The 19246-nt window shown below is 59.0% G+C and carries 19 protein-coding genes; 10 read left to right on the forward strand and 9 right to left on the reverse strand.

The features are described 5' to 3' along the window. Positions 1-4: 4 nt before the first annotated feature. From C7387_RS12300 to C7387_RS12330, 7 genes are read right to left on the reverse strand one after another with little or no spacing between them, the layout of a single operon-like run. Positions 5-1738 carry a hydrogenase large subunit gene (locus C7387_RS12300; protein ID WP_040903267.1) on the reverse strand — a complete coding sequence of 578 codons (1734 nt, stop codon included), beginning with the start codon at positions 1736-1738 and terminating at the stop codon, positions 5-7. Next, complete coding sequence (locus C7387_RS12305; RefSeq protein WP_006818556.1) at positions 1735-3324, reverse strand: hydrogenase 4 subunit F; 1590 nt, start codon at positions 3322-3324, stop codon at positions 1735-1737. The genes C7387_RS12300 and C7387_RS12305 overlap by 4 nt, the downstream gene beginning before the upstream one ends. 4 nt (positions 3325-3328) lie before the next feature. Next, a complete protein-coding gene (gene hyfE / locus C7387_RS12310) occupies positions 3329-3979 on the reverse strand; it encodes a hydrogenase 4 membrane subunit (RefSeq protein WP_038255247.1) in 651 nt (216 codons plus the stop codon). Positions 3980-3990: 11 nt separating this feature from the next. Beyond that, positions 3991-5433, reverse strand: coding sequence for a hydrogenase 4 subunit D (locus C7387_RS12315; RefSeq protein ID WP_006818554.1), 1443 nt, complete (start codon positions 5431-5433; stop codon positions 3991-3993). Between the two features lie 12 nt (positions 5434-5445). Continuing rightward, a complete protein-coding gene (locus C7387_RS12320; RefSeq protein ID WP_006818553.1) occupies positions 5446-6396 on the reverse strand; it encodes a respiratory chain complex I subunit 1 family protein in 951 nt (316 codons plus the stop codon). A gap of 10 nt (positions 6397-6406) precedes the next feature. Further along, positions 6407-8422, reverse strand: a complete 2016-nt coding sequence (gene hyfB, locus C7387_RS12325; RefSeq protein WP_038255249.1) for a hydrogenase 4 subunit B — start codon at positions 8420-8422, stop codon at positions 6407-6409. After that, positions 8422-9042 carry a 4Fe-4S dicluster domain-containing protein gene (locus C7387_RS12330; RefSeq protein ID WP_120816794.1) on the reverse strand — a complete coding sequence of 207 codons (621 nt, stop codon included), beginning with the start codon at positions 9040-9042 and terminating at the stop codon, positions 8422-8424. Before C7387_RS12330 ends, hyfB begins: the two co-directional genes overlap by 1 nt. Before the next feature lie 303 nt (positions 9043-9345). Here C7387_RS12330 and hypA point away from each other — a divergent pair, with 303 nt between their 5' ends. The 7 genes from hypA to C7387_RS12365 are packed head-to-tail and all read left to right on the forward strand — an operon-like array spanning position 9346 to position 15525. Then, positions 9346-9696 (forward strand): hydrogenase maturation nickel metallochaperone HypA, encoded by a 351-nt coding sequence (gene hypA / locus C7387_RS12335; protein WP_038255250.1) that lies wholly within the window; start codon positions 9346-9348, stop codon positions 9694-9696. A 3-nt stretch (positions 9697-9699) separates the two neighbouring features. Next, positions 9700-10572 carry a hydrogenase nickel incorporation protein HypB gene (hypB, locus tag C7387_RS12340; RefSeq protein WP_120816795.1) on the forward strand — a complete coding sequence of 291 codons (873 nt, stop codon included), beginning with the start codon at positions 9700-9702 and terminating at the stop codon, positions 10570-10572. Continuing rightward, entirely contained in the window at positions 10563-10835 is a 273-nt protein-coding gene (locus C7387_RS12345) for a HypC/HybG/HupF family hydrogenase formation chaperone (protein ID WP_120816796.1), read from the forward strand. The genes hypB and C7387_RS12345 overlap by 10 nt, the downstream gene beginning before the upstream one ends. Next, entirely contained in the window at positions 10835-11956 is a 1122-nt protein-coding gene (gene hypD / locus C7387_RS12350) for a hydrogenase formation protein HypD (protein WP_120816797.1), read from the forward strand. The genes C7387_RS12345 and hypD overlap by 1 nt, the downstream gene beginning before the upstream one ends. Further along, a complete protein-coding gene (hypE, locus tag C7387_RS12355; RefSeq protein ID WP_120816798.1) occupies positions 11953-12966 on the forward strand; it encodes a hydrogenase expression/formation protein HypE in 1014 nt (337 codons plus the stop codon). The genes hypD and hypE overlap by 4 nt, the downstream gene beginning before the upstream one ends. 16 nt (positions 12967-12982) lie before the next feature. Beyond that, on the forward strand, positions 12983-15055 hold the full coding sequence (gene flhA, locus C7387_RS12360; RefSeq protein ID WP_120816799.1) for a formate hydrogenlyase transcriptional activator FlhA: 2073 nt from the start codon (positions 12983-12985) through the stop codon (positions 15053-15055). Positions 15056-15096: 41 nt separating this feature from the next. Further along, positions 15097-15525 (forward strand): TOBE domain-containing protein, encoded by a 429-nt coding sequence (locus tag C7387_RS12365; protein ID WP_006818544.1) that lies wholly within the window; start codon positions 15097-15099, stop codon positions 15523-15525. A 35-nt stretch (positions 15526-15560) separates the two neighbouring features. Here the strand turns inward: C7387_RS12365 and C7387_RS12370 are convergent, their stop codons facing one another. After that, a complete protein-coding gene (locus C7387_RS12370) occupies positions 15561-15902 on the reverse strand; it encodes a nitrous oxide-stimulated promoter family protein (protein WP_038255258.1) in 342 nt (113 codons plus the stop codon). A gap of 200 nt (positions 15903-16102) precedes the next feature. Between C7387_RS12370 and C7387_RS12375 the strand changes: the two genes are divergently transcribed. Next, complete coding sequence (locus C7387_RS12375) at positions 16103-16360, forward strand: SymE family type I addiction module toxin (RefSeq protein WP_120816800.1); 258 nt, start codon at positions 16103-16105, stop codon at positions 16358-16360. A gap of 17 nt (positions 16361-16377) precedes the next feature. Here C7387_RS12375 and C7387_RS12380 read toward each other — a convergent pair whose 3' ends face one another. Continuing rightward, on the reverse strand, positions 16378-17274 hold the full coding sequence (locus C7387_RS12380; RefSeq protein WP_120816801.1) for a LysR substrate-binding domain-containing protein: 897 nt from the start codon (positions 17272-17274) through the stop codon (positions 16378-16380). Between the two features lie 133 nt (positions 17275-17407). Here C7387_RS12380 and C7387_RS12385 point away from each other — a divergent pair, with 133 nt between their 5' ends. Together C7387_RS12385 and C7387_RS12390 are read left to right on the forward strand one after the other, a co-directional pair. Then, the gene (locus C7387_RS12385) at positions 17408-18418 is read left to right on the forward strand and encodes an aldo/keto reductase (RefSeq protein WP_120816978.1); all 1011 of its coding nucleotides are present in this window, start codon (positions 17408-17410) and stop codon (positions 18416-18418) included. A 19-nt stretch (positions 18419-18437) separates the two neighbouring features. Continuing rightward, positions 18438-19235 carry an SDR family NAD(P)-dependent oxidoreductase gene (locus C7387_RS12390; protein WP_006818539.1) on the forward strand — a complete coding sequence of 266 codons (798 nt, stop codon included), beginning with the start codon at positions 18438-18440 and terminating at the stop codon, positions 19233-19235. Positions 19236-19246 lie beyond the last annotated feature (11 nt).

Here is a 19246-nt window from a genome sequence, read left to right on the forward strand (position 1 = left end):
ATCCTTACTTAAGCGGCGACTGGGCGCGCTCAATGCCATAACGTTCAATCTCTTTGTACGGCACCGTGGTGGATTTGCGTTTGCGCACGTCCACTAAGGTCACGCGGTCGGTACAGGAGTAGCACGGGTCAAGACTCCCGATAATCAACGGCGCATCAGAGATATGGTTGCCGCGTAGCATGTAGCGCAGCACCGGCCAGTTGGCGTAGGTCGCCGCACGGCAGCGCCAGCGGAACAGCTTCTGGTTATCGCCGAGCATGCTCCAGTGCACGTCTTCACCACGCGGTGCCTCAACGTAGCCCAGCGCAAACTTATGCGGCTGATAGGTAAAGCCCTCGGTCAGCAGCGGCCCTTCGCCCATGGTTTCCAGCGCATATTCAATCATCGCCAGCGAGTCAAAGGTCTCTTTTACCCGCACCATCACGCGGGAGAAGACGTCGCCGCCGTCAAAGGCAAACAGGGTTTTCGGTAGGTTGCCGTAGTCGGCGTACGGGTGGTCAAAACGCATATCGCGCTTGAAGCCGCTGCCACGGATAAGCGGGCCCACCGGGCTGTAGTCGCGCGCCACCTGACGGTCGAGGATCCCCACGCCCTGGGTACGCTGTTCGATGTTTGGCGTCGCCATCAGCATCTCAACCAGGTCACTGACCTCGGCACGCATCTCGCGTACCAGCTGCAGCGTTTTGATCCGCTGCTCTTTCAGAATGTCGCGGCGAATACCGCCAATCAGGTTCAGGCCGTAGGTTTTACGCGAACCAGTGAGCAGTTCCGCCATGGTCATCGACTTCTCGCGCACGCGGAAGAACTGCATAAAACCGGTGTCGAAGCCGACAAAGTGACTGGACAGTCCGATATTCAGCAGATGGCTGTGCAGGCGTTCAACCTCCAGCAGAATCGAGCGAATGGTGTGCGCCCGCTGTGGCACGACGATACCTAAGGCATTTTCAACCGACGTGGCGTAGGCCACGCTGTGGGCAAAGCCGCAAATGCCGCACACGCGGTCAGAAAGGAAGGTGACTTCGTTATAGCCCATGCGCGTTTCAGCGAGCTTTTCCATCCCACGGTGTACGTAGAACAGACGGTAATCAGCATCGACTATCTGCTCGCCGTCGACGAACAGGCGGAAGTGGCCTGGCTCATCGGAGGTGATATGCATCGGGCCTACGGGCACCACGCGCGAACTCTTGTCACCGTCATTGATAAACGGATAGGTTTCAGTCTCCGTCGTCGGTGCCGGGCGCTGGCGATAGTCCATCGCATCTTTGCGCAGCGGATACATATCATCCGGCCAGTCGTCCGGCAGCACCAGACGGCGCTCATCCGGCAGACCCACCGGCGTCAGGCCGTACATGTCACGGATTTCACGTTCGCCCCACACCGCCGCCGGAACGCGTGGCGTGACGGACGGGAACTCAAGAGAGTGATCGACCAGCGCCTTCACCACCACCCAGCACTTCTCGCCCTCTTCCATCGACAGCGCATAGTACACGGCGAAATGGCCGTTAAGGGTGCGCTCATCGTTGCCGAACAGCACCGGCAACCAGCCGCCGCACTGGTAGTAAAGAAACTCGACTATCTCCGGCATCACGTTCATTTTGACGGTGATGGTGAGCTGGTCGTTGGTCTGGCGTTCTTCATCAAGAATGGCGCCGGGGAATTTCTCCCGCACCGCCGCCACATAGCCCATACCACGAAGACCACCCTGCGCCAGGCCGTTCATATATTGTTGATAACTCACTTCATTTCTCCAGTACACTCACGGGTGCAATCACTGTGATTCGAGGATGTGGCGCGGCTTGCCGCCCATGGCCATTGAAAGGTTTGCTGCGGCGTGGCCTTCATCACCACCGAGGCGGCGTTTTCCAGCATGCGGCTTACCGGCTGCGGAATATGCGTCCCCATAAGCAGCATCAGCACCAGCAGAATCGCCATCGGCAGCGTGGTCAGCAGACCAAGCTCACCGCGGCTGGTGGCTTGTGGGGCGGCACCAAACAGCAGACAGGCCACCATGCGTACCAGGCCGCCGAGCACCACGGTTAACAGCAGCAACAGGACGATGGTCAGCCATAAATGCCCGGCTGCCAGCCCCGCGGTGACGGTCATAAACTCACTGAGGAAGATGTTGAACGGCGGCATCCCGCCGAGCGCCAGCGCGCCTCCCGCCAGCAGTACTGCGCTGAACGGCATCAGTTTGAGCATGCCGCGCACCACGCCTAAATCACGGGTGCCGTACTTGAGCAGTACGTTACCGGAACCACAGAACAGCAGCGTTTTCGCAAGGCTGTGGTTGAGGGTGTGCAGCAATGCCGCCAGCACGCCAAGCGGGCCGCCAATCCCTAATGCCACGGCGATAAGCCCCATGTTCTCCACGCTGGAGTAGGCCAGCAGACGCTTAATGTCATGCTGTACCAGGATAAAGAACGCCGCCACGGCCACCGACAGCAGGCCGAAAATCAGCAGCAGCGTGCTCGGGAACTGTGGGCCAATGGCCTGGCTGATGATGATGTAGAAACGAATAATCACCAGCAGCGCGCAGTTGAGCAGCACCGCCGACAACAGTGCACTGGTAGGGCTTGGCGCTTCACTGTGCGCGTCCGGCAGCCAGGCATGCATCGGGAACAGCCCGGTTTTGGTACCAAAACCAATCAGCACGAACACAAACGCCAGGTGCATCAGCGTTGGGTCAAGTTCCCCGGCATGTTTCAGGACCTCGGTCCAGAAAATGGCATTGCCAGGATCCGGCATAAAGCTTGCCGCATTGGCGTACACGAGGATGGTGCCGAACAGGCCAAACGCAACGCCGACGGTACAGATGATGATGTACTTCCACGCCGCTTCCAGCGACGAACGCTGGCCGTAGATCCCCACCAGAAACGCCGAACTGAGGGTGGTGGCTTCAATGGCTGCCCACATCACAATCAGATTATTACTGGTCACCACCAGCATCATGGTGAACAGGAACAGATGGAAGAAACCGTAGTAGTTGCACAGCGTCGCAACCGAGATTTCCCCTTCGTCTACCTCGTGGCGCATATAACCCATCGAGTACATCCCGGTCAGAAAACCGATAAGGCCAAGGATGCCAAGGAACAGTGCGCTCAGGCTGTCGACGTGCAGCCACAGGTTGCTGGAGAAAATGTCCCCCTGCTGATACACCGCGCCTACGGCGTAAAAAGTAACGCCGAGGAGCGCGAGAATACCGATACCGTGCAGCAGCGTGACCGCCGACCGTGCCGCAGCGCCGAGCGGCCTGCAGGCAAACGCCAGCAGCGAAAACAGCAGCGGCGTGACGATGAGTAAAGTAAAAATAGCATTATGACTCATGGTGTTATCCCTTCAGCGCCGTCAGTTTATTCACATCCAGCGTGCCGAGCGTGCGCCAGATTTTCCTCACCAGCAGCACCATGACGATCACCGCAAAGATAGCGTCAGTGGCAATCCCAATCTCCACCAGCTCCGGCGCTTTGTTCGCCAGCAGGGCGAGCACCAGGTGGGAGCCGTTCTCCATCAGGCAGTAGCCAAACACCTGCTTAAGGATGTTGCGTTGGGTCACGATGCACAGCAGCCCCAGCAGGAAGTGACCCAGCGCCACCGCCAGAGCAGGCTTCAGCTCGTGCAGCAGCGGCAGCGCCACCGGGCGCACCACAAACCAACACAGCACCACGATCACCGCTGCGGCAACCATCAGCATTGCCGGGCTTATCAGGCTCACATCGGCTGCAGGGTCGGAGATCTTACGCAGGGCAAAGCCCATGATCAGCGGCACCAGCACCACCTTGGTGAGAAACGCGCTAAACGACCACATCAGCAGTTGTTCAGAATCCAGCGTTCTCGAGAGGGTGAAGAAAATCAGCACCAGCACCAGAGATTGCAGGGCGTAGAACCAGCAGGAACTACGCGGATGCCTGGCACCAATCACCAGCAGTGATGTCACCATCATCAACCCGGCGAGATTATTAACAATTAAGGCTCCGGTCATCATCGACTCCCTTAGTTAAGCCAGAGGGCAGCAATGACGCTCGAGCACAGCGACATCACTATCAGCACGACCAATACCACACGCATTGCCAGCGGCAGCGGCGACATCTGCGCCACTTCCGGGCTCGGCTCACCGGGCACCACGCGACCAAACCAGTAAATCAGCCAGCCGAAGCTTGCCACCGACTCAATCAGCGCCAGCACCATTACCGGGATCAGCGCCCAGTCGTGGGTAGAGAGTGAGAAACCGGCGGCAAAAATCGGGAATTTACTGAAAAATCCGTTGAATGGCGGCACCCCGGCAATCGCCAGCGCGGCGGCGCAAAAGCCGATACCGAGCAGCGGAGATTTCCCCATCACGCCGCGCAGTTTCGGCAGCAGGCGCGTACCGCAGCTGTAGCTGAACGCCCCGGCAACGAGGAAGAACAGGCTCTTGGCGAACGCGTGGTTGAAGATGTAGGCGATACCGCCGTCGAAGGCCTCTTTCGAGCCCAGCACCGCCAGCGACAGCGCGAGGAAGATCCAGGCGAGCTGCGCAATGGTGGACCACGCCAGCAGGCGCTTCATATCTTTCTGCGGCAGATACATCATAAAGCCGTAGATAAGGGTGATGGTCGCCATCACAATGCCGACCCAGCCAATCACGTGCGGCACATTGCCGCCGTCAATAATGGCGCGGGCAAAGATATAAACCCCGACTTTGACCATAGAAGCGGCGTGCAGGTAAGCACTCACCGGGGTAGGTGCTTCCATCGCGTCCGGCAGCCAGGCCTGTAACGGCAGCTGCGCAGATTTCCCCCATGCGGCGAACAGGATCCCGCCGTAGACGATGTAGCTGGCGCTGCCGGAAAGCTCGCGGAGCGCGCTCAGGGCAAATGTCCCGGTGTTGAGGAACAGCGTGGCCGCCGCCAGATACAGCCCCAGTGAAGCCACGTGGGTGATCAGCAGCGCTTTCATTGCCGAACGCTGGGATTTTGGCGTCTGGTAGTAACCAATCAGCGCCCAGGAACAGCCGCCGGTAATTTCGAAGAACAGCAGTTGCCCAAGCAGCGTGGATGAAAGCACCAGCCCGGCCATCGCGCCGATAAAGATAAGCAGAAACGCGTAGTAGCGATTGCCGCCATCATGCGGATGCTCACGGTTGCCGGTGGTCAGATAACCGGTCGAGTACAGGCTAACCAGCAGGCCAAGGAACACCACCGCAAACACAATCAGCGTGCTTATCCGGTCGATAGTGAAGCCGAAGAGCGCCACGCCGTGATAGCTCGCAAGCGTTACCGTTTGGGCGACCTTTCCGCCCACCAGAAATTGCCAGCCGAGCGCCACGGTGCCAAGGGTTGCCAGCAGCGCAAACAGGGTACAGATAATGCGCGCCCGGCGCTGGGGCAGACAGGCCGTCAGCAGTGCGCCGATAAACGGCAGCAGCAGGGTCGTCAGCGCTATTTTTTCCATCATTGAGTGCGCTCCTTACAGACCGGTAAAGTAAAAGACGAAGGCCAGCACCGCGACGCCGAAACCAAGCCAGGTCACGCGGTGGGTCAACAGAAAGCGTCCGCGCGCCAGCGAGTTCTCAACGATGGAGGCCAGCACAAACACCACCACCAGCTTGATGAGCATCACCACCAGCGCCAGCAGCAAGGCCGATGCCGTAAAGCTCGTCGCTTTGCCAAACGGAATGAACACCGCGAGGAACATTTCGGCGACCACCACCTGCTTGAGGCCAATCCCCCACTTCACCAGCGCAAAGTCGGAGCCGGAATACTCGGTCAGTGGCCCTTCCTGCAGCTCCTGCTCGGCTTCCGCAACGTCGAACGGGATTTTGCCCATTTCGATAAACGCGGCAAATCCGCAGGCGAGGAAGGCCATGAAAATCGCCAGTGGTGAAGACCAGCCTTCTGACAGCACGGCGCTGATGGTGCCAATATTGGTAGAACCGACAATCAGCGCCACCACCAGCAGGCCGAGGATTAAAATCGGCTCCACCAGGATGCCAAGCGTCAGCTCGCGGCTGGCGCCAATTCCGGCGAAGGTGCTGCTGCTGTCGAGCCCGGAAAGCGAAAAGAAGAAGCGGAACAACGCAAACAGGTACAGCAGGGTTATCAGGTCTCCCGCCCCGCCGAACGGCGAGGTACGGGTAAAGACCGGCAGCGCCATCGCCACCAGCAGCATGCTGCTGAGCAGCACCCACGGCATAACGCGGAACATTGCGCCGGACTGCTTCGGCCCTACCGGCTGGCGCTTCATGAGCTTGCCGAGGTCCCGGTAGTCCTGAAGAATGCCCGGGCCACGGCGCGACTGCATTCGTGCGCGGATCTGGCGGGAAATGCCGGTCATCAGCGGCGTCAGCGCCAGCAGCACCGCTGCCTGGCAGAGCGCAAACAGCCCCATTCCCCACTCTGGCGTTTGTTGGATTAACATCTCATTCTCCTCACAGGGCCACGGTCAGTAACAGAACGACCAGCGCCACCACCACGTACAGGCAGTAGAGGCGGAAGTCCCCGCTCTGCATCCGCTGGATCCCGGCACCCATCCGCTGAACCAGGCGCACCAGCGGCCAGATAATGCGATCGTCCCAGAACGGCTCGACCGCCGCGGCGCCTTCGGTGACTTTCGTCAGGCTGCGGTTTAGCCGTGCAGAAGGATCAAGCTGCTTACGCATCCGGTACAACGGAGCGAACATCACCCGCAGCGGCTGGGTAAAGCTGCCTGCGGAAGCAGACATCGCCTCTTCCCACGCGTAGCCACAGGCCCACGGCTCACCGCGACGGCGAAACGCACCACGCTCACCGCGCAGCGCCCACCACACCGCAAGCGGCAGTACCGGCAGCGCAATCAGCAGCAGGAACGAGACCGCCGGAGAGAGCATCGCCTGTCCGCTGCTTCCCGGCTGCAGCACCATGTTGCTTGCCACGGTCACCTCGGCGCCGTGGGTCAGCGAAGCCGCCACCTGCGCCAGTACCGGAGCCACGACGGAAGCCCCGACGCCCAGCGCCACGCACAGCAGCGCCATGACGATCATCGCCGCGGTCATCGGCCACGGCACCTCACGCGCATGCTCCGCCTGCTCGCTGCGCGCACCGCCGCAGAAGCTAATTCCGTAAACTTTGACGAAGCACATCGCCGCCAGCGCACCGGTTATCGCCAGCATGACGATGGCTACCGGCCCCGCCAGACGCATAGCGAAATCGCCGTCGTGACTCATGGTGAAGAGCGACTGATAGGTAAACCACTCGCTGACGAAGCCGTTCAGCGGTGGCAATGCAGAAATGGACATACAGCCGATGAGGAAAGCAGCACCGGTAAGCGGCATCAGCTTCGCGAGACCGCCCATTTTTTCCATATCACGGGTGTGAACGCGGAAGATAACCGCCCCGGCGCCAAGGAACAGCAGGCCTTTAAACAGAGCATGATTCAAAAGGTGGAACAGTGCGCCAAGCAGACCAATGACCGCCAGCACCGGGTGATGGCTGGCAATGCCGACCATTCCAACGCCAACGCCCATCAGGATGATGCCGATGTTCTCAACCGTGTGCCACGCCAGCAGGCGTTTGATATCGTGTTCGGCCAGCGCATACAGCACGCCCAGCACTGAAGATACCGCGCCAAAGGCCAGCACCAGAATGCCCCACCAGCTCTGGCTTGCACCGAGCAGGTCGATACCCACTTTGATGATACCGAAGATCCCGACCTTCACCATCACCCCGGACATCAGCGCGGAAGCATGGGAAGGCGCCGCCGGGTGCGCTTTCGGCAGCCAGCTATGCAAGGGCAACATACCGGCTTTGGCACCAAACCCGAGGAACGCGAGGATAAAGACGACCGATGCCATTACCGGATTCAGATTCAGGTGACGGAAGGATTCAAACTCGAGGCTGCCGCTTTCGCGCCACATCAGGAAGAAGGCCACCATGATGAGCACCGAACCGGCATGGGCGATAAAGAAGTAGAGCAAGCCCGCTTTAATGGACTCTTCGCTCTGGTCGGCAATCACCAGGAACCACGATGCCAGCGACATCATTTCAAACAGAATGATGAACCAGAAGCCGTTATCCATCACCATCAGGCCAACCATCGAGGCGATGAACAGATTCATAAAGAAGCCCATCGACGCAGCGCCTTTGCCAAGATACTCCTCCATATAGGAGAGCGAGTAGAGCGCGCAAAGAGTGACCAACAGCGAGATGACCATCACCATGAAGGCGGCCAGGCTGTCCATACGGACGCTAAATGAGGCAAACGAGAACGGCCCCGTCGCGCTCCAGGTCAGCACCTCACCACCTAACAAGACCGGCAGCGCGCTGCAAAGCCCGAGGATCCCGCCCACGATGGCGCACAGCCCGGCAATGCGGATAGCGCCCCGCTCGTTATTCTGCAGCAGCAGCGAAATCACCCCACCGGCGACATACAGCACCACAGACCACATCAGTAATTGCAGTGAATCCATCAGTTTTGCTCCCCTGTAAGGTTAGCCATGCCCGGCAGCGCATCCGGCATCGACAGCGCCGTCAGCGCCCGGCGCTGCTGCATCTGTGCGTCTACCGATTCAGGCTCGATCAGGTGCAGCGCGTGCGTTGGACAAGAGCGAATGCAGGCAGGCCCTTCCGGCAGGAAATGGCACAGATCGCACTTCACCGCGATGCTGCGGATACCCGCGTCCCAGCTCAGGAACGGGTTTATCCCCTCCGGACTTGTCGGGACGTCGCCGAGCAGCGAAACGGGTACCACGTGTTCGTACTGGCGGGGCACGTCCACCGGCGTACTGCCTGCCGGAGTAATGGCGCCAAAGGGGCACACCAGGCCGCAGAGCTTGCAGCCAATGCACAGGCTCTCATTAAGCTGAACGCCGCCGTCTTCGAAGGCGATAGCGTTCACCGGGCACACCTGTTTGCAGGGTGCGTCTTCGCAATGACGACACAGCATCGGCGCAGTGCTGTTTCCGGTTCGCGTCATCGTAAGCCTGGGGTGTTGCTGTAACCCCTGCGCTTTGTGGACATCCGTGCATGCCGCGAGGCAGGTATTGCATCCGATGCACCACTGAGGATCCGCAATCACAAAGCGGTTCATGTGTATTCCTCTGAAGCTGAAGAAAATGATCTCGCTGGATTAGCAAATCCCGTGCCATTTAATTATTTGTAATAAAATCAAATAAATATACAAAACAAGCGCTCATGGGAGGGTGTCATCGACAGCGTGACGACGTTTGTGACGATGGCAATTTCCCGGTTTCCCTGTCGCCGTCATTAGTGGCGAAGCATCGTCATAAGTGTCACTTCCGGAGTGTCATCCAGACTGTTATCCTTAATAATCATGTGGATACAAGATGGCCTGTATTTTGCACTTCCCCGGCGAATTGCAGACGGAGGCACGATGCACGAAATCACCCTTTGCCAGCGGGCGCTGGAAATTGTTGAACAACAGGCCATGGCGCACGGTGCCAAACGCGTCACCGGGGTATGGTTGAAGGTCGGAGCGTTTTCCTGCGTCGAACCCAGCGCCCTGACCTTCTGCTTTGAGCTGGTGTGTCGTGACACCCTGGCTGAAGGCAGTCAATTGCACATTGAAGAACAACAGGCGGAGTGCTGGTGCGAACAGTGTCAGCAGTACGTTCAGCTGATATCACAGCACGTGCGGCGCTGCCCGCAGTGCCAGAGCGATTCGCTGCAGATCGTGGCGGACGACGGCATGCAGATCCAGCGCATAGAAATAGAGAAGGAATAAGTTATGTGTACCACTTGCGGTTGCGGTGAAGGCAACCTGTATATTGAAGGTGACGAACGTAATCCCCATTCGGCGTTTCGCAGCGCCCCTTTCGCGCCGGCCGCACGGCCAACGATGACGATAACCGGCGTCAAAACCCAGGACTTTACGCCGAGCCAGGATGAGCAAGGTGACCTCCACTACGGCCATGGTGAAGCCGGTACCCACGCACCGGGCATGAGCCAGCGGCGGATGCTCGAAGTTGAAATCGACGTTCTGGAGAAGAATAACCATCTGGCAGCCCGCAACCGCGCGCGCTTTGCCGCCGAAAAACAACTGGTGCTGAACCTGGTATCCAGCCCTGGCTCCGGTAAAACCACTCTGCTTACCGAAACGCTGCAGCGCCTGAAAAACCAGGTCCCCTGCGCGGTCATCGAAGGCGACCAGCAGACGGTGAACGACGCCGCCCGCATTCGTGCCACGGGTACACCGGCGATTCAGGTCAATACCGGCAAAGGCTGTCACCTCGACGCGCAGATGATTGCCGACGCTGCGCCGCGCCTGCCGCTGGAATCTGGCGGCATTCTGTTTATTGAAAACGTCGGCAACCTGGTGTGCCCGGCGAGTTTCGATCTCGGCGAGCGGCACAAAGTGGCGGTGCTCTCCGTGACCGAAGGCGAAGACAAACCGCTCAAGTACCCGCATATGTTTGCCGCCGCCTCGCTGATGCTGCTCAACAAAATCGATTTACTGCCGTATCTCAACTTCGACGTCGAGAAGTGCCTGGCCTATGCCCGGGAAGTGAACCCGCAGATTGAAATTCTGCTTATCTCCGCCACCAGCGGTGAAGGCATGGCCGAGTGGCTCGACTGGCTGGAGACGCAGCGATGTGCATAGGCGTTCCCGGCCAGATTTGCGCCATTGACGACAACATGGCGAAGGTCGACGTCAGTGGGATCCGCCGCGACGTCGACCTCACGCTTGTCGGCGTCACAGACGAACACGGCCAGCCGCGGCTTGGTCAGTGGGTGCTGGTCCACGTGGGCTTCGCCATGAGCATCATCAATGAAGACGAAGCCCGCGACACCCTCGAGGCGCTGCACAACATGTTTGAAGTCGAGCCCGACGTGGGCGCACTGCTTTACGGCGAGGAACGCTGATGCGATTTATCGATGAATACCGCGCCCCGGAGCAGGTGATGCAGCTTATCGCCCATCTGAACGAAAGAGCGAAGCGCCTGAATTACAGCGCCGCACGACCGCTGCGCATTATGGAAGTCTGCGGCGGACACACTCACGCCATTTTCAAATTTGGCCTCGATCAGCTGCTGCCGGAGAACATTGAGTTTATCCATGGCCCCGGCTGCCCGGTCTGCGTACTGCCGATGGGGCGTATCGACGCCTGTCATGAAATCGCCAGTCACCCGGAGGTCATTTTCTGCACCTTCGGTGACGCGATGCGCGTACCAGGGAAACACGGATCGCTGATGCAGGCGAAAGCGCTAGGGGCGGATGTACGCATTGTTTACTCACCGATGGATGCGCTGGCGCTTGCCGAACAGAACCCGGGGCGCAAAGTGGTCTTTTTCGGCCTTGGCTTCGAAACCACCATGCCCACAACCGCCATCACCCTGCAGCAGGCGCTGGCGCGCAACATCGACAACTTCTTCTTTTTTTGTCAGCACATTACGCTCATCCCAACGCTTAAAAGCCTGCTCGAACAGCCGGACAACGGTATCGACGCCTTTCTGGCGCCCGGCCACGTCAGCATGGTGATTGGCACCGAAGCGTACCAGTTTATTGCAAGCTGTTATCAGCGCCCGCTGGTGGTCGCAGGCTTTGAACCGCTCGATCTGCTGCAGGGCGTCAGCATGCTGGTGGAACAGAAAATTACCGCCGACATCCGGGTGGAGAATCAGTATCGCCGGGTGGTGCCGGATGCCGGAAACCCGCTGGCTCAGGCCGCCATCGCCGACGTATTTTGCCTTAACGGCGACAGCGAGTGGCGCGGATTAGGCGTAATTACCGATTCCGGCGTGCAGCTGACGCCGCGCTATCAGCGCTTTGATGCCGAAGCCCATTTTCGCCCGTCGCCGCAGGCGGTTTGCGACGACCCTGCTGCCCGCTGCGGCGAGGTGCTCACCGGGCGCTGTAAGCCTCACCAGTGCCCGCTGTTTGGTAACACCTGCAACCCGCAAAGCGCCTTTGGGGCGCTGATGGTTTCTTCAGAAGGCGCCTGCGCCGCCTGGTATCAATATCGCAGTCAGGAATGTGAAGCATGAAAAATCACGTACAGATAGCCCACGGCAGCGGCGGTCAGGCGATGCAGCAGCTTATCAGCGAGCTGTTTATGCGCGCCTTCAGTAACCCCTGGCTGGCGGAGCAGGAAGATCAGGCGCGCATTGCGCTCTCCCCCCTCACCGCCCAGGGTGACCGACTGGCGTTTTCCACCGACAGCTACGTTATCGACCCACTGTTTTTCCCCGGCGGCAACATCGGCAAGCTGGCGGTGTGCGGAACGGCTAACGACGTGGCGGTCAGCGGTGCGGTGCCGCAATATCTCTCCTGCGGCTTCATCCTTGAAGAGGGGCTGGAGATGGCAACGCTCGAAGCCATCGTCAACAGCATGGCGCAGACGGCGCAGGCCGCCGGGATCGCCATCGTCACCGGTGACACCAAGGTGGTGCCACGCGGCGCGGCGGATAAATTATTTATCAACACCGCCGGAATAGGCGCCATTCCCACCGGGATCCGCTGGGGCGCGCAGCAGATCACCACAGGCGATATTTTGCTGGTGAGCGGCACGCTCGGCGATCACGGTGCGACTATCCTTAATCTGCGGGAAAAATTGGGACTCGACGGCGAACTGCTGAGCGACTGCGCGGTGCTGACGCCGCTTATCCAGGCGCTGCGCGATGTTCCGGGCGTGAAAGCGCTACGCGATGCCACCCGTGGCGGGGTCAACGCCGTGGCTCACGAGTTTGCTGCCAGCAGCGGCTGCGGCATCGAACTCCAGGAAGCGGCGCTTCCGGTAAACCCCGCCGTGCGTGGGTTGTGCGAACTGTTAGGCCTCGATCCGCTGAATTTCGCCAACGAAGGCAAGCTGGTCATCGCAGTTCATCGCGATGCGGCTGAAGCGGTGCTGGCCGTCCTGCGCGCGCACCCGCTCGGCGAACACGCCGCCATCATCGGAGAAGTGGTTGAACGGCGCGGCGTTCGCCTGGCCGGGTTATACGGTGTAAAACGCACGCTTGATTTGCCCCATGACGAACCGCTGCCAAGAATTTGTTAATCATCAGGAAACCGCCATGTCTTACACGCCAATGGGCGACCTCGGACAGCAAGGGCTGTTCGACATCACCCGGACACTCTTAAAACAAACCAGCCTGCCCGCGCTCAGCGAAGCGCTGACGGCGCTGGTAAAGCACGCGTCACTGGCAGAGCGGGCGGCGATTATTCTTTGGCACGAGGGGCACCACCGGGCGAGCTACTATCCCGCCGGCGAGGGGGTAAAACCGGTATCTGGCGAAGAAGAAGGTCTGCTGGCGCACGGGCCGGTGCGTCGTTTGCTGTCGCGCCCTGACGCCCTGCACTGTACGTATCAGGAGTTCAGCGATACCTGGCCGCAGCTGGCAGCCGGTGGCTGGTATCCGCCGTTTGGCCACTACTGCCTGTTGCCGCTGGCCGCCGACGGACACATCTTTGGCGCCTGCGAATTCATTCGCGATGAAGCGCGTCCGTGGAGCGAAAAGGAGTACCAGCGGCTCCATACCTTCGCGCAGATCGTCGCGGTGGTCACCGAACAGCTGCAAAGCCGGGCGAGCAACAACGCCGACTACGAAATGCTGTGCAGCGAGCGCGACAACTTCCGCATTCTGGTGGCCATCACCAACGCGGTGCTGTCGCGTCTCGACATGGATGAGCTGGTCAGTGAAGTCGCCAAAGAGATCCACCACTACTTTAATATCGACGCCATCAGCGTGGTGCTACGCAGTCACCACAAGGGCAAGCTCAATATCTACTCCAGCCACTATCTCGACGACCATCACCCGGTACACGATCAGTGTGAAACTGACGAAGCGGGCACGCTGACCGAGCGGGTATTTAAGAGCAAAGAGATGCTGCTTATGAACCTGCGGGAGCGCGACGTGATGGCTCCGTATGAACGTATGCTTTTTAAGGTGTGGGATAACCAGATCCAGACGCTGTGCCTGCTGCCGCTGATGTCCGGCGATACCATGCTTGGGGTATTGAAGCTCGCACAATGCGACGAGCAGGTTTTTAATGCCGCCAACCTGAAGCTGCTGCGCCAGATTGCCGGACGCGTGTCGATTGCCGTCGATAACGCGCTGGCCTGGCAGGAAATTCAGCGACTGAAAGAACAGCTGGTGGATGAAAACCTGGCGCTCACCGAGCAGCTTAATAACGTCGATGGTGAATTTGGCGAAATTATTGGCCGCAGTGACGCCATGACAAATGTGTTAAGGCAGCTCGAAATGGTCGCACCGAGCGACAGCACGGTGCTTATCCTCGGTGAAACCGGCACCGGCAAAGAGCTTATTGCCCGTGCTATCCATAATCTCAGCAACCGTAATCGGCGGCGGATGGTGAAAATGAACTGCGCGGCAATGCCCGCGGGTCTGATGGAAAGCGAGCTTTTCGGCCACGAACGTGGCGCCTTTACCGGTGCCAGCGCCCAGCGAATGGGCCGCTTTGAGCTTGCCGATAAAAGCTCTTTGTTCCTCGATGAAGTCGGCGATATGCCGCTGGAACTACAGCCTAAACTGTTACGAGTACTGCAGGAGCAGGAGTTCGAGCGGCTTGGCAGCAACAAGCTTATCCACACCGACGTGCGCCTGATTGCCGCGACCAACTGCGACCTCAGACAAATGGTGAACGACCGGGAATTTCGCAGCGATCTCTACTATCGTCTGAACGTGTTTCCGCTCCATCTGCCGCCGCTGCGCGAACGACCGGGAGATATTCCTCTGCTGGCCAAAGCTTTTACCGCGAAAATTGCCCATCGACTGGGGCGTAACATCGACAGCATTCCGGCAGACGCGCTGCGCCAGCTTGAGCGCATGGAGTGGCCGGGCAACGTGCGTGAACTGGAAAATGTCATTGAACGTGCCGTTCTGCTAACCCACGGTAATGTGCTACAGCTGTCGTTGCCGGAACTGGCTTACTCGCCGGCCCCCCCGCCAGCCGTGGATGCCGCACTCCCCGGAGAGGATGAAGCGCAGATGATTATCCGCATATTGAAAGAGTGCAACGGCGTCGTTGCCGGGCCCAAAGGGGCCGCACAGCGGCTGGGGCTCAAGCGTACGACCCTGCTCTCACGGATGAAGCGTCTTGGCATTGAAAAGGATATGCTGGTATAACTGACTGATATTAATAAAAACCCTGACCTACTGGAGGAATTATGGCTGTATCCGCTCGTAACCAACTGACCGGTAAAATTAGTGCTGTTGCCACAGGCGCAGTGAATGATGAAGTGGAGCTGACGCTCGAAAACGGGGCGAAACTGGTTGCCGTAGTGACTCACAGCAGCAAAGAGGCGCTGGGGCTGGCGAACGGCAAAGAAGCTATCGCGCTCATCAAAGCGCCGTGGGTAACGCTTGCCACCGAAGACTGCGGCCTGAAATTCTCCGCCCGTAACCAGTTTGCTGGCAGCGTGAATTACGTTTCTGAAGGTGCCGTGAACGCCACGGTGACCATCACCGCCGACGCCGGATTTGAGATTGTGGCGGTTATCACCAACGAAAGCCGCGAAGAGATGCAGCTCAACCAGGGCAGCCGCGTTATTGCCCTTATCAAAGCGTCCGCCATTCTTATCGCCACGCGCGCATAATCACCAAAGCACGCCGTGCCTGGCGCGGCGTGCGCTTACTTCTTCGGCTTGTATTTTTCCGGTAGTTCCGGCACCGGGCGCTTGTCGTCAATTAAATGACGAATCGTCAGGATCGGGTGCCGCCAGAGCATTCTCGGCCCTGCCCAGCGCATCACCTGCTTCATCTCTTCGCGTTTTGCGGGCTGATAGCAGTGAACCGGACACTGTTTGCAGGCGGGTTTTTCCTCGCCAAACACGCATTTTTCCAGCCGTTTGTCGGCATAGGCGTTCAGCGCCTGGTAGTGCCCGGCATCCTGAATGGCGTCGGGGTTGCGGTTTGCGTAAAGCGTAATCATCTTCGCGATGGTCTGCTTTTCCCGCTCAATACGTTTACCCACCGTGGTCTCCCTCCAGACATAAGTTGCATTAATAATACCCCTTTGTATTTCTCTGCACCAGCGCCCGGGATCCCCGGAAAGAAGACGATATTCTGGAAAAGTCCTCGCAGATTTCTCCGCCGCTGCTCGGTGCTACGCCCCTCCCGGTGTACGCTGCTGCACACTGAATCTTCGGTAAATGGAACGAGCAGAGGATAAAAATGAATAAGAGAACGGCAGTTGCTACCCCACCCACTTCACCTGCGTCCCGCAGAGTCACCGTTGGCTACGTTCGTCGCGGTCGTATTGATAAAGAGAGCGGGCTGGCGTTTCAATTTTCACGCACGCCGAGCCTGGTACTCAGCGGTAAATGGCTGGAAGCAGCAGGATTCCCTACCGGCACCCGGGTGAGCGTGCTGGTAGAGCCGGGGCGCATCACCATTCGCCCTATTACCGGTTCAGAAGATAAACCCCACTGAACCGGCAGAAAGCGGCTTTAGCTGTGGCTATCACCGCGCAGCATCGCCCGGAAGTGCGAGACCAACGGGCGCTGGTTAGCCTTGTGCCACGCCGCCCACAGCTGGGTGGAGTAATCCATCCAGGGCAGCTCGCGCAGCACCACGCCTTCCGGGGCGTTGTGTCGCAGGCTGTGCTGAATCAGCGCCAGCCCCAGCCCTGCGGCCACCAGTCCTAACGCAGTCAGCGGTTCCCCGGCTTCTAAACGAATATCCGGGTTGAACCCGGCTTTCACACAGGCGGCAACAAAGTTGTCACGCGAATGCGCATCATCGTTGTGAATAACCGCGATCCACTGCTCATCCGCCAGCTGTTCTGCCACCAGTTTCTCCTCCTGGGCAAGCGGGTGGCTCTGCGGCAGCGCCAGCAGCATACGGTCGTTCAGCACCTGCACATATTCCAGATCCTGCTCGCCGGCATCGGGGGGAGTATCCACCAGCGAAAAATCGAGGCTGCGCTGGCGCAAACCTTCGATCTGGGTAGCAGGCGGCTGGCTGTAGAGCGCGATATGCACGTCCGGGCGCGAATCGCGCAGGGTGCGCAGCGCCGTCGAGAGCACGCCTGAGTGCATGGCGTTTTCAATATAGCCAATACACAGGCCGCCATCTTCACCACGCCCCAGCCGCTTGCCCAGCGATTCCAGCCGATTGGCGTGCGTCAACAGCGATCGCGTTTCGGCTAAAAACGTCTGCCCGTCGGCGGTCAGGCGTATACGCTGCTGGTTGCGTTCAAACAGCATTAGGCCCAGGCGCTCCTCAAGCTGCGCAATCTGGCGGCTTAACGGCGACTGGGAGATATGTAACCGCTCGGCCGCACGCCCTACGTGCTCCTCTTCCGCAACGACCACAAAGTACTTCAACTGGCGTAAATCGATCATGTAAGACCTCAAAGGACTCAAGTTAGACTAATTATGTCCTATCAAGTCACAAGTGCGCAAGGTATTGTGATCTCCGTCACAGAGCAGCAGCAAATAAATGCCCTGCCTGAACCCTAAAAAAGAGGACATCTTCATGAGCATTAAAAATATTCTTCCAGGCAACATCGGCTTAGGCGGCGCACCGCTCGGCAACATGTTCCGCGCAATCCCTGAAGAGGAAGCCCACGCCACCGTCGCCGAAGCCTGGAACCTGGGTATTCGCTATTTCGATACCGCACCGCTGTACGGCTCTGGTCTTTCCGAAATCCGCATGGGTGAAGCACTTTCTCAGTACCCACGTGATGAATTCATTCTGAGCAGCAAAGTGGGCCGCATCATGCTGGATGAAATGGAAGACCCGACAAAACGTGACTTTGGTGAGAAAGGTGGACTGTTCGAACACGGTCTGAAAAACAAAATTCTCAACGACTACTCTGCCGATGCCACCCTGCGCTCTATCGAAGATAGCCTGAAACGCCTGAAAACGGACCATCTGGATATCGTCTGGATCCACGATCCAGCACAGGATTTCTACGGCGACAGCTGGCTTGAGCAGTTCAACATCGCCCGTACCGGTGCGTTCCGTGCGCTGACTCGTCTGCGTGACGAAGGGGTTATCAAAGCCTGGGGGCTTGGTGTTAACCGCGTTGAGCCTTGCGAACTCACCCTGGCGCTTGATGAACCAAAACCGGATGCCTTCCTGCTGGCGGGACGCTATTCCCTGCTGGATCACAAACGCGCCCTGCAGCGTCTGATGCCGGAAGCGCTGGAACAGAACGTCGATATCGTGGTGGGTGGCCCTTACAGCTCCGGCGTTCTGGCGGGCGGTGAGCACTTTGAATATCAGAAAGCCTCTCCGGCAATCCTGCAGCAGGTCGCGCAGATCAACGCCATTGCAGCACGCTTCAATGTGGATGTGAAAGCGGCAGCTCTGAAGTTTGCTCTGGCCAACCCGGCGGTAGCCGCAGTGATCCCGGGCTCCAGCCGTCCGGGCCGTATGGCTGAAGATCTGGCGGCCCTCAGCGCCCCGGTTCCTGCTGAATTCTGGGCAGAAATGCGCCGTCAGAATCTGGTGGCTGAAAACGCCCCGCTGCCGACCCGTTAATCAACATCACGAGATAACTATGAAACTGGATCTGACAGGTAAAGTCGCTGTCGTCAGCGGCTCTACGTCCGGCATTGGGCAGGGTATCGCCGCCGGGCTTGCCAAAGCGGGCGCCACCGTAGTGGTGGTGGGTCGCAACCAACGTGGTGTTGATGCCGCGATAGCTGCCATTACGGCACAAACGCCTGCTGCATTGCTGCGCGGCGTGGTGGCTGACCTTAGCACTGAACGCGGTGTGGCAGAGCTGATTGCAGCGGTCCCCACCGCCGACGTGCTGGTCAACAATCTCGGTATTTTCAACGATAAAGACTTCTTTAGCGTTCCGGATGACGAGTGGCTGCACTTCTATAACGTCAACGTGCTGTCGGGCGTTCGGCTGGCGCGCCACTATGCGCAAGCCATGTCGGACAGCGGATGGGGACGAATCATCTTTGTTTCGTCAGAGTCCGGCGTTGCTATCCCAGGTGACATGATCAACTACGGCGTCACCAAAGCGGCCAACCTCGCGGTTTCCCACGGTCTGGCAAAACGCCTGGCGGGTACTGGCGTCACCGTCAACGCCATCCTGCCCGGGCCGACCTATACCGAAGGGTTGAAAGCGATGCTGGCAGACGCCGCCGCGCAGTCGGGCCGCAGCCCTCGCGAACAGGCCGATGAGTTTGTCAAAACCGCGCGTCCAGGCTCCATTATCCAGCGAGCGGCAGACGTCGAGGAAGTGGCGAACCTGGCGGTTTACCTGGCATCTCCGCTCTCATCGGCGACCACCGGGGCAGCCCTGCGCGTCGATGGCGGTGTCGTCGACACTCTCACAATGTAACCCTCATATAT

Source organism: Yokenella regensburgei (assembly GCF_003634235.1).
Classification (GTDB): domain Bacteria; phylum Pseudomonadota; class Gammaproteobacteria; order Enterobacterales; family Enterobacteriaceae; genus Yokenella; species Yokenella regensburgei.

What these genes read in the sequence shown, in the direction of transcription:
- C7387_RS12365 (WP_006818544.1), top strand. Translation starts at nt 15,097, where the DNA reads ATGGCTGTATCCGCTCGTAACCAACTGACCGGTAAAATTAGTGCTGTT.
- C7387_RS12345 (WP_120816796.1), top strand. Translation starts at nt 10,563, where the DNA reads ATGTGCATAGGCGTTCCCGGCCAGATTTGCGCCATTGACGACAACATG.
- hyfE (WP_038255247.1), bottom strand. Translation starts at nt 3,979, where the DNA reads ATGACCGGAGCCTTAATTGTTAATAATCTCGCCGGGTTGATGATGGTG.
- hypB (WP_120816795.1), top strand. Translation starts at nt 9,700, where the DNA reads ATGTGTACCACTTGCGGTTGCGGTGAAGGCAACCTGTATATTGAAGGT.
- C7387_RS12380 (WP_120816801.1), bottom strand. Translation starts at nt 17,274, where the DNA reads ATGATCGATTTACGCCAGTTGAAGTACTTTGTGGTCGTTGCGGAAGAG.
- C7387_RS12315 (WP_006818554.1), bottom strand. Translation starts at nt 5,433, where the DNA reads ATGATGGAAAAAATAGCGCTGACGACCCTGCTGCTGCCGTTTATCGGC.
- C7387_RS12305 (WP_006818556.1), bottom strand. Translation starts at nt 3,324, where the DNA reads ATGAGTCATAATGCTATTTTTACTTTACTCATCGTCACGCCGCTGCTG.
- C7387_RS12330 (WP_120816794.1), bottom strand. Translation starts at nt 9,042, where the DNA reads ATGAACCGCTTTGTGATTGCGGATCCTCAGTGGTGCATCGGATGCAAT.
- hypD (WP_120816797.1), top strand. Translation starts at nt 10,835, where the DNA reads ATGCGATTTATCGATGAATACCGCGCCCCGGAGCAGGTGATGCAGCTT.
- hypE (WP_120816798.1), top strand. Translation starts at nt 11,953, where the DNA reads ATGAAAAATCACGTACAGATAGCCCACGGCAGCGGCGGTCAGGCGATG.
- C7387_RS12375 (WP_120816800.1), top strand. Translation starts at nt 16,103, where the DNA reads ATGAATAAGAGAACGGCAGTTGCTACCCCACCCACTTCACCTGCGTCC.
- hypA (WP_038255250.1), top strand. Translation starts at nt 9,346, where the DNA reads ATGCACGAAATCACCCTTTGCCAGCGGGCGCTGGAAATTGTTGAACAA.
- hyfB (WP_038255249.1), bottom strand. Translation starts at nt 8,422, where the DNA reads ATGGATTCACTGCAATTACTGATGTGGTCTGTGGTGCTGTATGTCGCC.
- flhA (WP_120816799.1), top strand. Translation starts at nt 12,983, where the DNA reads ATGTCTTACACGCCAATGGGCGACCTCGGACAGCAAGGGCTGTTCGAC.
- C7387_RS12320 (WP_006818553.1), bottom strand. Translation starts at nt 6,396, where the DNA reads ATGTTAATCCAACAAACGCCAGAGTGGGGAATGGGGCTGTTTGCGCTC.
- C7387_RS12385 (WP_120816978.1), top strand. Translation starts at nt 17,408, where the DNA reads ATGAGCATTAAAAATATTCTTCCAGGCAACATCGGCTTAGGCGGCGCA.
- C7387_RS12390 (WP_006818539.1), top strand. Translation starts at nt 18,438, where the DNA reads ATGAAACTGGATCTGACAGGTAAAGTCGCTGTCGTCAGCGGCTCTACG.